The following is a 12,149-nucleotide window of genomic DNA, read 5'->3' on the forward strand; positions in this document are numbered from 1 at the left end:
TTGGTAAGACCAATTTTCCAAAATTGGCGGGCCGCAGGATTCTTACGTCCCGTGCGACCTTTTTCGGGGAGGCCAGCGTGCCGCTGGAAGCTGTGGAGGCGAGACGGCTTTATCGCCAGGTCGCCGATCAATTGCGAAGCCTGATCGACAGCGGCGAGTACGCGGTCGGCAGCCGCTTGCCGACCGAGCGCGAGCTCGCCGAGCAGCTCAAGGTGTCGCGGCCGACGGTACGCGAAGCGCTGATCGCGCTCGAGGTCGAAGGCCGCCTCCGCATCCGCGTCGGGTCTGGCATCTATGTGATCGAGCCCGCCGCTGCCGCCGCGCCCGCAACCGCTGCTGTCATCGAAGGCCCGTTCGAGCTGCTCCGCGCCCGCGAGTTTCTCGAAAGTGCGATCGCCGAAGAGGCCGCGCGCGTGGCGACGAAGGACGATGTCGCCCGCATCGATGCATCGCTCGTCGCGATGGAGAACGTCGAGCACCCCGGCGAAGCCTCGATGGTCCACGACCGCGCGTTTCATATCGCGATCGCCGGAAGCCTCGGCAATGCCGTCCTGGTCCGCGTGGTCGGCGAGCTGTTCGATCAGCGGCTCAATCCCTATTTCGCGCAGCTTGCGCATTATTTCGAGAGCCCGGGCACCTGGCGCACCGCGCTCGACGAGCACCGCGCCGTGCGCGACGCGATCGCGGCGCACGATCCCGACGCCGCGCGCGAGGCCATGCGAAAACATCTGGCGCGCTCGCAGGAGCGCTTTGCGCAGAATTTTGGTGCCGAGGCTGCTGCGCCGGCCGGGCGAGGTCGCACTGTGCGCTCCCCGGCAAAGCCGCCAAAACCAAAGCGAGAACCGACGAACCAGGTCAAAAAGCAGGTCAAGCGCGGCAGCGCGCGGAAACGATGAGATTGGGCGGCCCGTCTCCGCTTCGGGACGGGCGAACAAGAAACAGACTTTAGTCAGTGGAGGATAGGTCGATGTTGAAGAAGATGACGATGGCGCTGGCGGCTTCGGTCGCGACGATGCTCGTGGCCGCCAGTCCCGGCATGGCGCAGACCAAGCTCAAATGGGCCCATGTCTATGAGACCTCCGAGCCGTTCCACACCGCTTCGGTCTGGGCTGCGCAGGAGATCGGCAAACGCACCAACGGGCGCTACCAGATCGACGTCTATCCGGCCTCGCAGCTCGGCAAGGAAGCCGACATCAACCAGGGCCTGTCGCTCGGCTCGGTCGACATCATCATCTCCGGCTCCAGCTTCGCGGCCAAGAGTTTTCCGCCGATCGGCGTGACCTATTATCCCTACACCTTCCGCGACGCCGATCATCTCCTGGCCTACACCAAGAGCGACATCTTCAGGGAGCTCGCCAAGGGCTATGAGGACAAGAGCGGCCACCACATCATCGCGGTGACCTACTACGGCGTGCGCCAGACCTCGTCGAACAAGCCGATCAAGAGCTGTGCCGATATGAAGGGCCTGAAGATGCGCGTGCCCGACGTGCCGGCCTATCTTGCGATGCCGCGCGCCTGCGGCGCCAACACCGCGCCGATCGCGTTCGCCGAAGTCTATCTCGCGCTCCAGAACGGCACCGTCGAGGCGCAGGAGAACCCGCTGACCACGATCGAGGCCAAGAAGTTCTACGAGGTGCAGAAGCACATCGTCCTGACCGGCCACATCGTCGACCACCTCAACACCGTCGTGGCGGGCGCGCTGTGGAAGAAGCTGTCCGACGAGGACAAGAAGATCTTCACCGACGTCGCGCAGGAAGCCGCAGCGAAAGCCACCGCGGAGATCAAGCAGAACGAGGCCAAGCTGGTCGCCTTCTTCAAGGACAAGGGCCTGACCGTGACCGAGGTCGACAAGAAGGAGTTCCGCGACATCGTGCTGAAGAACGTCCCGTTCGAGACCTTCGGCTATCGCAAGGCCGATTGGGAACGGATTCAGGACGTCAAGTAAGGCCGTCGTTCCGGGGCTCGCGAAGCGAGAACCCGGAACTCGAGATTCCGGGTTCGGCTCTTCGAGCCGCCCCGGAATGACGATCGAGAGTTCTAAGGAGCACCCCATGTCCACCGCCGAAGTGCACCGGCAGATCACCGGCGACGAGATCGCCCATACCTTCGAGGAGGAGGCGACGCCGAAGGTCGATCTCGGCGTCTATGCCTTCGAGGATTGGGTGGCGCTGGCGATCTTCTGGGTGATGGCGCTCGCCGTCTTCCTCCAGTTCTTCACCCGCTACGTGCTCAACGACAGCTATGCCTGGACCGAGGAGATCGCGACCTATTGCCTGATCGGGGTAGTCTTCATCGGCGCCTCGATGTGCGTGCGGCTGTCGCGGCATATCCAGGTCGATCTGGTCTACCGCTATCTGCCGCACATGGTGGCGCGCACGTTGTCGACGATGATCGACCTGATCCGGATCGCCTTCTTCGGCTACGCCATCAAGCTGGTCTGGGTCTACATCCAGATCATCGGCGATGAGTCCATGACCACGATCAATCTTCCCAAGGACTACGTCTATTACGCCGTGCTGGCCGGCTTCGTGCTGATGTTCCTGCGCTCGGTGCAGGTGGCCATGCAACATCTGCGGCAGGGCTATTCGATCCTCGAACGCCCCGGCGCCTACGACGGTTTTGAAGGATAGTATCATGCTGCTGTTGCTCGGGGGCTTCCTCATCCTGATGTTGCTCGGCGTTCCCGTGGCGATCGCCATGGCGGCGTCGTCGCTGCTCTACATTCTGGTCAGTGGCGTGACGCCGGATGTCACGCTGGCGCAGCGCATGATCGCCGGGGTCGAGAGTTTTCCGCTGCTCGCCGTTCCCTTCTTCATCCTGGCCGGTAACCTCATGAACATCGCCGGCGTCACCGGACGCATCTACAAGTTCGCCGTCGCGCTGGTGGGCTGGATGCGCGGCGGCCTCGGCCACGTCAACATCATCGGTTCGGTGATCTTCTCCGGCATGTCGGGGACCGCGATCGCGGATGCCGCCGGTCTCGGCACCATCGAGATCAAGGCGATGAAGGACCACGGTTACACCACCGAATTCTCGGTCGGCGTCACGGCGGCCTCTGCGACGCTCGGGCCGATCATCCCGCCGTCGCTGCCCTTCGTGATCTACGGCATGATGGCGAACGTCTCGATCGGCGCGCTGTTCCTCGGCGGCGTCATTCCCGGCGTGGTCCTGACGCTGCTGATGATGGCCACCGTCACCTATTTCGCGCACAGGAACAAATGGGGTAGCGATACGCCGTTCTCCTGGCCGCAGCTCGGCTCGGCCGGGCTCGAGATCGTCGTCGTGTTCTCCTTCCCGCTCGCGATCTGGCTGATGACGCTCGCCGGCCTCTCGACGAACCTCGCCGTCGTGATCGGCCTCGGCACGCTGCTGGCGATCGACTGGTATTTCGACTTCTCGGCGGTGATGGCGCTGATGGCGCCGGTGATCCTGATCGGCGGCATGACACTCGGCTGGTTCACGCCGACCGAAGCCGCGGTTGCAGCGGTGATCTGGTCGCTGTTCCTCGGCCTCGTGCGCTACCGCACCATGACCTTGAAGACGGTGGCGAAGGCGACCTTCGACACCATCGAGACCACGGCCTCGGTGCTGTTCATCGTCACGGCCGCCTCGATCTTCGCCTGGCTGCTGACGGTGTCGCAGGCCGCCCAGTTGCTGTCGGACTGGATGCTCAGCATCACTCACAACAAATGGGTGTTCCTGGCGCTCGCCAACGTGCTGATCCTGTTCGTCGGCTGCTTCATCGATACCACGGCGGCGATCACCATCCTGGTGCCGATCCTGCTGCCGATCGTGCTCAAGCTCGGCATCGATCCCATCCATTTCGGTCTGATCATGACGCTGAACCTGATGATCGGCCTGTTGCACCCGCCGCTCGGCATGGTGCTGTTCGTGCTGGCGCGCGTGGCAAAGCTCTCGGTCGAGCGCACCACGGTGGCGATCCTGCCCTGGCTGGTGCCACTGATGCTCGCGCTGATCGCGATCACTTACATTCCCGAACTGACCCTCTGGCTGCCAAAATACATGGGACTCTCCAAATGACCTCCACCGCTCTCGCCGCAACCCTGTTCGGTCCCGAAGACCTGCGCATGATCGAGCACCCGCTCGACAAGCTCGCCGACGGCATGGTGCGCGTCCGCTTCGGTGCCGGCGGCATCTGCGGCTCCGACATGCACTATTTCCGCCATGCCCGGACCGGCGATTTCGTGGTAAAGTCGCGGCTGGTGCTCGGGCATGAGATCTCCGGCGAGATCGTGGAGATCGCAGGCTCGGCTCCATACCTGAAAGTGGGCGACCGCGTCGCCGTCAATCCGTCGCGCTGGTGCGGTCATTGCGTTGCCTGCCGCGAGGGCCGGCCAAACCTCTGCGAGAACATCTACTTCATGGGCTCGGCGTCGAAGACGCCGCACATGCAGGGCGGCTTCGCCAATTATTTCGACGCGATCCCGGCGCAGTGCGTCAAAATTCCGGATCACGTCTCCTATCAGGCCGCAGCGCTCGCCGAGCCGCTCGCGGTCTGCCTGCACGCGGTGGCGCGCGCCGGCAATATCGATGGCAAGCGCGGCATCATCTTCGGTGCCGGCCCGATCGGGCTTCTGACCATGCTCGCTGCGCGTCGCGCCGGCATGGCCGACATCACGGTGGCGGATATCGCGCCGGCGCCGCTGGCCTTCGCGACCCGGCTCGGCGCCTCCCATGTCGAGAACGTCTCGGGTGGTGAGGAGGGGCTGAAGGCGCAGGCTGCTGCGCGTCCCTACGACGTCGCCTTCGAGGTCTCCGGCACGGCCGCGGGCCTTGCCAGCGCGATCGCGATCATCAGGCGTGGCGGCGTGGTGGTGCAGATCGGCAATCTGCCGGGCGGCCAGATTCCGACGCCGTCGAACGCGGTGATGGCCAAGGAGATCGACCTGCGCGGCTCGTTCCGCTTCGGCTTCGAGTTCATGACCGCGGTGGAACTGATCGGCTCAGGCAGCGTCGACGTGCTGTCGCTGGTCACGGCCGAGCGGCCGCTATCGGCCGCGCCCGATGCGCTGCGGCTGGCGCTCGACCGCTCGCAGAGCGTCAAGGTCGTGCTGACCGCGAACTGATCGGGAGAATTTTGATGATGCTGGAGGGATGGCGCTGGTACGGGCCGGATGATCCGGTCTCGCTCGATGACGTCAGGCAGGCCGGGGCGACGGATATCGTCTCGGCGCTGCATCAGGTGCCGATCGGGGAACCCTGGACGCGCAAGGCGGTTGAGGCGCGCAAGAATTTCATCGAGAACGGCCAGCCCGGCCGCTCGCAGCTGACCTGGTCGGTGGTGGAATCGATTCCGATCCCTGACGATGTCAAACGGCTCGGCGCCAAGGCGACAAAGTCGATCGACGCCTGGATCGCGAGCCTGGAGGCGGTGGCCGCCTCAGGCATCAAGATCATCTGCTACAATTTCATGCCCGTGGTCGACTGGTGCCGCACCGATCTGGAGTGGGAGCTGCCGAATGGCGCCCGAGCCATGCGCTTCGACCAGGACCGCTTTGCCGCGTTCGAGCTGCACATCCTCAAGCGTCCCGCCGCAATGCAGGAGTATTCGCCCGAGCAGCAAGCGCGCGCGAAGAAGCTGTTTGAGCAGATGAGCCAGGCGGATATCGATTACCTCGTCATGGTGATCGCCAGCGCGCTGCCGGGCTCGACCACCGAGCCGATGACGATCCCGCAATTCCGCGATCGGCTGGAGACCTATCGCGACATCACGCCAGAGATCCTGCGGCAGCACCTCACGGAATTCCTTGCGCGCGTGACGCCGGTCGCCGAACAGCTCGGCGTGTCGCTGACGCTGCACCCGGACGATCCGCCGCGCCCGCTGTTCGGGCTGCCGCGCATCGCCTCGTCCGCCGACGACTATCAGGCACTGTTCGACGCCGTGCCGTCCAAGGCCAACGGCATCTGCCTCTGCACGGGCTCGCTCGGCGTGCGCGCCGAGAATGATCTTCCCGCGATGGCCGAGCGCTTCGGCCCCCGCATCGCCTTTGCGCATCTGCGCGCGACCAAGCGCGAGGCCGACGTCCTGTCGTTCTACGAATCCGATCATCTCGACGGCGATGTCGACATGGTGGCGGTCCTGAAGGCGCTGCTGAAGGAGAACGCGCGGCGTTCGCCTGACAAGCGCATCGTGTTCCGTCCCGATCACGGCCACCGCATGCTCGACGATCTCGCTGCCACCAAGCGCACCAATCCCGGTTACACCGCGATCGGCCGCCTCCGCGGCCTCGCCGAGCTGCGCGGCGCGATCCGCGCGATCGAGCATCGCTAGAGGGCGAAGCTCTATCCGCTCGCAATGACGAGTTTGTGGCACGCGTGTCCCGCATTCTCGGTGTCATCGCCCGCGGAGGCGGGCGATCCAGTATTCCAGAGACGGCAGTGATTCCATGTAGGCCGCGGCGTACTGGATTCCCCGCCTTCGCGGAGAATGACAGCGAGTGTGTGGTTAAGCCTTCGCCAGCCACGCCAAGATCATCTCCACGATCTGCCTGCGGCTCTTCGCCAGCACCCCGGGCTCGCTGAGATCGCGGTCGAACAGCGCACCGAAGGTGTGGCGGTTGGCGACGCGGAAGAAGCAGTAGGAGGAAATCGCGAGGTGCAGGTCGATGGCGTCGACGTCGTCGCGGAAGACGCCTTCGCTGCGGCCGCGCGCGAGGATGCCGTCGAGCGTCGCGATCACGCTGGCGTTGAGCTGGCGCAGCTGAAGATTCTGCTTCAGGTGCTTGCCATGGTGGATGTTCTCGATGCTGACGAGGCGGATGAAGTTCGGGTTGCGCTCGTCATGGTCGAAAGTGGATTCAATCAGCCGGCGCAAGCCCTCCCGGGCGTCGCAGCTTTCGATATCGAGCTGGTCCTCCAGCGCGCGGATGCTGCGATAGGCCTCCTCCAGCACCGCGAGGTAGAGCTGCTCCTTGCCCCCGAAATAGTAATAGATCATCCGCTTCGACGTGCGCGTCCGCGCCGCGATGGCATCGACGCGGGCGCCGGAATAGCCTTCCGAGGCAAATTCGGCCATCGCCACTTCGAGGATGTCGCGCTTGGTGCGGTCGGGATCGTTGGTGCGTTTCAATGGGGGCGGCATGCGCTCGGGCGTCGCTGTTTCTCCCGCCAGTTTCCATGGAAACCGGCGTTGCGGCAACCCGAACGGCAGAGAGTCAGAACTGCACTTCGCCGGGGATGTCGTCCGCGGCGAGGCCGACGGCCTCAAAACCCTTCAGCATCCATTCGCGGGTCTGGCCCAGCGAGCGGTTGTAGTCGGCCCAGGCGCTGAGGAAGTCCTTGTAGCGCCGGTCGGCTTCGGCGCGGATGCCCATGTTGGTCGGCAGCGTCAAGAGCGGCCGCGGCACCGCGAGCTCGCCGAGCGTCGGATTCTTCTTCAGGGTCGCGACCGAGAGCACCGCCAGCGAGATGTTGCAGTCCGCCCGGCCGGTTGACACGGCGAGGATCGCCTCGTTGCGCTCCTTGAAACCGAGGATGTTCGCCTTCGGGCAATAGCGCCGCGCGATGGTCTCGTGGGTCGAGCCGATATCGACGGCGATCTTGACCTCGGGCTTGTTGATCTCGGACCAGGTCTGCGGCTTGGCAAAGCCCTTCTTGGTGATGACGGTGAAGGAGTGCACCAGGATCGGCGTCGAGAAGTCGATGACCAGCGAGCGCTCCGGCGTCGGATTCACCGCAAAGGCGAGGTCGATCTTGTCGGCCTGCAGATCCAGGATCTGGTTGCCCCAGGTCGATTCCAGCGTCTCGACCTTGGCGCCTAACTTGCTGGCGATGTCGTTCGCCATGTCGATGCAGGCGCCCGACCATTGGTTGGTGCTGAGGTCCTTGTGGAAATAGGGCTCCTGGCCGGCGATCACGGCGATCCGCAGCACGCCGCTCTTCTTGATCCGCTCGAGCGTCGAGCCGGGCGCGGTGTCCGCCCTGGCCGATCCGGTTGCCGCGATCGCGGCACCGGCGAGGGCGACGGTGGTGAGTGCGTCCCTGCGATTCATGGCAGTCTCCTGGCAATCTCCTGGTCAGTCGCTTCTGCTGAACGTTCAACCCGGCGTCTGGACTATTTCTGTATTCAGCTTAAAATGCAATACGGTATTTTGAATTGAACGGGATAGCCAAACACGTGCGTGCTCTCTTCGTCGACGCCAACGACACTCTTGCCGCGGTGACCGAAAGACTGCTGCGCGCGGACAATCTGCCGGTCGCCATCAACCGCAATCCCGCGATCTCGCCCGACGACCTGCCGCGCCTGCTCGACGGCATCGAGATCATGATCGTCGATCATACCGCAGTGCCGACGCCGATTGCCGCAAAATGTGTCGGCTTGAAGCACGTCGTCTTCCTCGGCACCGGCGCGCGCAGCTACATGAATCCGGAAGAGCTTAGTCGGCACGGCATCTCGGTTCACACCATCAAGGGCTATGGCGACACCGCGGTTGCCGAATGCGCGATCGCCCTGATGTGGGTCGCGGCGAAAAATTTCGGCGAGATGGACCGCGGCATGCGCGAAGGCAACTGGCTGCGCCGCGACGCGGTGCAGCTCACGGGTAAGACGCTCGGCCTGATCGGCTTCGGCGGCATCGCCGCGGAAGCCGCGCGGATGGCGGCGGGCTGCGGCATGAAGGTGATCGCCTGGAACAGGTCGCCGAAGACTCATCCGGGCGTCGAATTCGTGCCGCTGCAGAAGCTGCTTGCCGAGAGCCATGTCGTCTCGCTGCATCTCTTGCTCAATGACGAGACCAAGGGGTTTTTGTCGCGCGATCGCATCGCGATGATGCGCCAAGGCAGCATCCTGATCAACACCGCGCGCGGCGCGATCGTCGACGAGGACGCGATGCTGGATGGCTTGCGCTCCGGCCACATCGCCCATGCCGGCCTCGACGTCTTCACAATCGAGCCGCTGCCGCCGGGCCATCCGCTGACGAAGCTGCCGAACGTGACGCTGTCGGCGCATTCGGCGTTCCGCACCCCCGAGGCGAGCGACAATCTGATCGGCGCGGCGCTGGATCACTGCCGCCGCATCATCGCAGGCGGCCGCTAGTGCAATCATCGAAACCGGGCATGATGCCTGTGCAGGATCGAAGAGAGCTTTCGATCTTGCGCGCTCAGCCCGCCTGTCCTACGCACCTCCGAACGAGATTTGCGCAAGATTTGCGTAAGGCGCCGCACGCACCGCCAGAGCCAGCAGGGAGCCGTCATGACCATTCCCAACACCCGCACCGGAGGCCAGATCCTGATCGATCAGCTCGTCGCGCAAGGCGTCGAGCGCGTCACCTGCGTGCCGGGCGAGAGCTATCTGGCCGCGCTCGATGCGCTGCATGACAGCCCGATCGACGTGGTGATCTGCCGCGCCGAAGGCGGCGCTGCGATGATGGCGGAAGCCTATGGCAAGCTGACGGGACGGCCGGGAATCTGTTTCGTCACCCGCGGCCCCGGCGCGACCAATGCCAGCCACGGCGTCCACATCGCCATGCAGGATTCGACGCCGATGATCCTGTTCGTCGGCCAGGTCGACACCGGCATGCGCGAGCGCGAGGCGTTCCAGGAGCTCGACTACAAGGCGGTGTTCGGCTCCATGGCGAAATGGGCGGTCGAGATCGATCGCCCCGACCGCATTCCGGAATTGGTCGCGCGCGCCTTCCGCGTCGCGATGCAGGGCCGCCCCGGCCCCGTCGTGATCGCGCTGCCGGAGAACATGCTGACGGAGACCGCGGCCGTCGCAGACGCCATGCGGATCGAGCCGGCGGTGAGCTGGCCGGCGCCATCGGACATCGAGCGCGTCGGTGCGATGCTCGCAAGCGCCAAGGCGCCGCTGGTCGTCCTCGGCGGCTCGCGCTGGACCGATGAAGCGACCAAAAGCATCGCGCGCTTTGCCGAGCGGTTCGACCTGCCGGTCGCGACCTCGTTCCGCCGGGCCTCGCTGATCGACGCCGATCATTCGCATTATGCCGGCGATCTCGGCATCGGGCCGAGTCCGGGCCTGAAGGCGCGCATCGAGGGCGCGGATGTCATTCTCCTGATCGGCGGCCGCATGTCGGAGATGCCGTCCTCGTCCTACACGCTGCTCGCGATCCCGACACCAAAGCAGAAGCTGATCCATGTGCATCCGGGCTCGGAAGAGCTCGGCCGCGTCTACCAGCCGGCGTTGGCGATCCAGGCGGCGCCCGCCGCGTTCGCTGCCGCCGTCGAGACGTTGAAGCCTTCAGGCGCGGTTGCCTGGAAGGGCGAGGCGGCGAAAGCGCATGCCGATTACCTCGCCTGGACCGACAAGGCGCGCGAGCTGCCGGGCACATTCCAGTACGGCCAGGTGATGACCTGGTTGCGCGACCGCCTGCCGAAGGACGCGATCGTCTGCAACGGTGCCGGCAATTACGCCGGCTGGATCCATCGCCACCACCGCTTCCACAGCTTTGCCGCCCAGCTCGCGCCGACCTCGGGCTCGATGGGCTATGGCGTGCCGGCGGGCGTGCTGGCGAAACGGCAATATCCGGGTCGAATCGTCGTCGCCTTTGCCGGCGACGGCTGCTTCCTGATGAACGGCCAGGAGTTCGCGACCGCCGTGCAATACGAGGCGCCGCTGATCGTCATCATCGTCGACAACTCGCAATACGGCACCATCCGCATGCACCAGGAGCGCGATTATCCCGGCCGCGTCGTCGGCACCCAGCTCAAGAACCCGGATTTTGCGATGTACGCGAACGCGTTCGGCGGCCATGGCGAGCGGGTCGAGCGCACCGAAGAGTTCGCGCCGGCGTTCGAGCGCGCGCTGGCCTCCGGCAAGCCGTCGATCCTCCACTGCATCATCGATCCGCGCGCGATCTCGGTCGGCAAGGATTTTGTCCCCGCGGTGAAAGCTTAAACAATGTCAGCCGGCCGCCACGTCGCAATCATCGGCGCCGGCGCGGTCGGCGTGATCAGCGCCATCGAGGCGCTGCGCGAGGGCCATCGCGTCACGCTGATCGATCCGGGCGAGCCCGGCGGCGAACAGGCGGCGAGCTACGGCAATGCCGGCTGGCTCTCGTCGCATTCGGTGATCCCGCCGGCCGAGCCGGGTGTCTGGAAGAAGGTGCCGGGTTATCTGATGGATCCCCTCGGCCCGCTCGCGATCCGCTGGTCGTATTTGCCGAAGGCGCTGCCCTGGCTGATCAAATATCTGCTGTCGGGCTGGACCGAGGCGAGGGTCGAGAAGACCGCCTTCGCGCTGCGTGATCTCCTGAAGGACGCACCGCTGCTGCACCGGAAGCTCGCGGAAGAAGCCGGCGTGCCCGAATTGATCGAGCGCAACGGCGTGATGCACGTCTTCCCCTCGCGCGGCAATTTCGACAACGATCTCGGCTGGCGCCTGCGCAAGAAGGTCGGCGTCGAATGGCTGGAGCTCAATGCCGACGAGATGCGTCAGCGCGAGCCGGACCTGCACCCGCGCTACACCTTTGGCGTGGTGGTGGAGGAGGCCGGACGCTGCCGCGATCCCGGCGCTTATGTCGCCGCGCTCGCCAATCATGCGCTGGCGAGCGGCGCAAAGCTTGTGCGCGCCAGGGCGACGGGTCTCAAGCTCGACGGCGACAAGCTCGTCGCCGTCATCACCGAGACCGGCGAGATTGCCTGCGATGCAGCGGTGGTCGCCGCCGGCGCCCGCTCGAAGCAGCTCACCGCTTCGGTCGGCGATCCCCTGCCGCTCGAGACCGAGCGCGGCTATCACGTCATGATCGAGAATCCGGAAGCGGGCCCGCGCAGCTCGATGATGGCTTCAGATGCCAAGATGGTGGTAAACTGGACCAACAAGGGCCTGCGCGCCGCCGGCACCGTCGAGATCGCGGGCCTTGAGGCCGCGCCGAACTGGAAGCGTGCCGAGATCCTGCGTGACAATCTCCTCGGCATGTTCCCGAAGCTGCCAAAGGATATTCCGGCCTCGCGCATCAAGACCTGGTTCGGCCATCGGCCGAGCATGCCAGATGGACGTCCGTGTATCGGCCACGCGCGCGCCTCGCGCGACATCGTCTATGCCTTCGGTCATGGCCATGTCGGCCTGGTCGGCTCGGCCCGCACCGGCCGTCTCGTCGCCCAGCTCCTGAGCGGCAAGCCGCCGGAAATTCCGCTGGCGCCGTTTTCGCCCACGCGCTTCCTCTGAGGTCGCA

11 protein-coding genes are annotated in these 12,149 nt (G+C 65.1%); 9 read left to right on the forward strand and 2 right to left on the reverse strand.

The features are described from left to right. Positions 1–77 precede the first annotated feature (77 nt). The 6 genes from JJB99_RS09520 (at position 78) to uxuA (ending at position 6,292) form a co-directional block, all read left to right on the forward strand. Positions 78–896: a FadR/GntR family transcriptional regulator gene (locus JJB99_RS09520; protein ID WP_200498516.1), complete on the forward strand. Its 819-nt coding sequence runs from the start codon at positions 78–80 to the stop codon at positions 894–896. A gap of 89 nt (positions 897–985) precedes the next feature. Next, the gene (locus JJB99_RS09525; protein WP_246775297.1) at positions 986–1,945 is read left to right on the forward strand and encodes a sialic acid TRAP transporter substrate-binding protein SiaP; all 960 of its coding nucleotides are present in this window, start codon (positions 986–988) and stop codon (positions 1,943–1,945) included. Between the two features lie 106 nt (positions 1,946–2,051). Beyond that, positions 2,052–2,630, forward strand: a complete 579-nt coding sequence (locus JJB99_RS09530) for a TRAP transporter small permease (RefSeq protein WP_200498518.1) — start codon at positions 2,052–2,054, stop codon at positions 2,628–2,630. Between the two features lie 4 nt (positions 2,631–2,634). Continuing rightward, positions 2,635–4,041: a TRAP transporter large permease gene (locus JJB99_RS09535; protein ID WP_200498519.1), complete on the forward strand. Its 1,407-nt coding sequence runs from the start codon at positions 2,635–2,637 to the stop codon at positions 4,039–4,041. Further along, positions 4,038–5,087, forward strand: coding sequence for an L-idonate 5-dehydrogenase (locus tag JJB99_RS09540; RefSeq protein ID WP_200498520.1), 1,050 nt, complete (start codon positions 4,038–4,040; stop codon positions 5,085–5,087). Before JJB99_RS09535 ends, JJB99_RS09540 begins: the two co-directional genes overlap by 4 nt. Before the next feature lie 14 nt (positions 5,088–5,101). Beyond that, entirely contained in the window at positions 5,102–6,292 is a 1,191-nt protein-coding gene (uxuA, locus tag JJB99_RS09545; protein WP_200498521.1) for a mannonate dehydratase, read from the forward strand. A gap of 174 nt (positions 6,293–6,466) precedes the next feature. Here the strand turns inward: uxuA and JJB99_RS09550 are convergent, their stop codons facing one another. Next, positions 6,467–7,102, reverse strand: coding sequence for a TetR/AcrR family transcriptional regulator (locus JJB99_RS09550; RefSeq protein ID WP_200498522.1), 636 nt, complete (start codon positions 7,100–7,102; stop codon positions 6,467–6,469). 73 nt (positions 7,103–7,175) lie between these two features. After that, complete coding sequence (locus JJB99_RS09555) at positions 7,176–8,012, reverse strand: transporter substrate-binding domain-containing protein (RefSeq protein ID WP_200498523.1); 837 nt, start codon at positions 8,010–8,012, stop codon at positions 7,176–7,178. Positions 8,013–8,137: 125 nt separating this feature from the next. Here JJB99_RS09555 and JJB99_RS09560 point away from each other — a divergent pair, with 125 nt between their 5' ends. From JJB99_RS09560 to JJB99_RS09570, 3 genes are all read left to right on the forward strand, one after another. Next, positions 8,138–9,055 carry an NAD(P)-dependent oxidoreductase gene (locus JJB99_RS09560; RefSeq protein ID WP_200498524.1) on the forward strand — a complete coding sequence of 306 codons (918 nt, stop codon included), beginning with the start codon at positions 8,138–8,140 and terminating at the stop codon, positions 9,053–9,055. Positions 9,056–9,211: 156 nt separating this feature from the next. Next, complete coding sequence (locus JJB99_RS09565; RefSeq protein ID WP_200498525.1) at positions 9,212–10,873, forward strand: thiamine pyrophosphate-binding protein; 1,662 nt, start codon at positions 9,212–9,214, stop codon at positions 10,871–10,873. Positions 10,874–10,876: 3 nt separating this feature from the next. Further along, on the forward strand, positions 10,877–12,142 hold the full coding sequence (locus JJB99_RS09570) for an NAD(P)/FAD-dependent oxidoreductase (RefSeq protein ID WP_200498526.1): 1,266 nt from the start codon (positions 10,877–10,879) through the stop codon (positions 12,140–12,142). Positions 12,143–12,149: the final 7 nt, after the last annotated feature.

The organism is Bradyrhizobium diazoefficiens (assembly GCF_016616235.1).
Taxonomy (GTDB): Bacteria; Pseudomonadota; Alphaproteobacteria; order Rhizobiales; family Xanthobacteraceae; genus Bradyrhizobium; species Bradyrhizobium diazoefficiens_H.

Coding starts and splice junctions, on each gene's coding strand:
- JJB99_RS09525 (WP_246775297.1), top strand. CDS start 986: ATGGCGCTGGCGGCTTCGGTCGCGACGATGCTCGTGGCCGCCAGTCCC.
- JJB99_RS09530 (WP_200498518.1), top strand. CDS start 2,052: ATGTCCACCGCCGAAGTGCACCGGCAGATCACCGGCGACGAGATCGCC.
- JJB99_RS09535 (WP_200498519.1), top strand. CDS start 2,635: ATGCTGCTGTTGCTCGGGGGCTTCCTCATCCTGATGTTGCTCGGCGTT.
- JJB99_RS09540 (WP_200498520.1), top strand. CDS start 4,038: ATGACCTCCACCGCTCTCGCCGCAACCCTGTTCGGTCCCGAAGACCTG.
- uxuA (WP_200498521.1), top strand. CDS start 5,102: ATGATGCTGGAGGGATGGCGCTGGTACGGGCCGGATGATCCGGTCTCG.
- JJB99_RS09550 (WP_200498522.1), bottom strand. CDS start 7,102: ATGCCGCCCCCATTGAAACGCACCAACGATCCCGACCGCACCAAGCGC.
- JJB99_RS09555 (WP_200498523.1), bottom strand. CDS start 8,012: ATGAATCGCAGGGACGCACTCACCACCGTCGCCCTCGCCGGTGCCGCG.
- JJB99_RS09565 (WP_200498525.1), top strand. CDS start 9,212: ATGACCATTCCCAACACCCGCACCGGAGGCCAGATCCTGATCGATCAG.
- JJB99_RS09570 (WP_200498526.1), top strand. CDS start 10,877: ATGTCAGCCGGCCGCCACGTCGCAATCATCGGCGCCGGCGCGGTCGGC.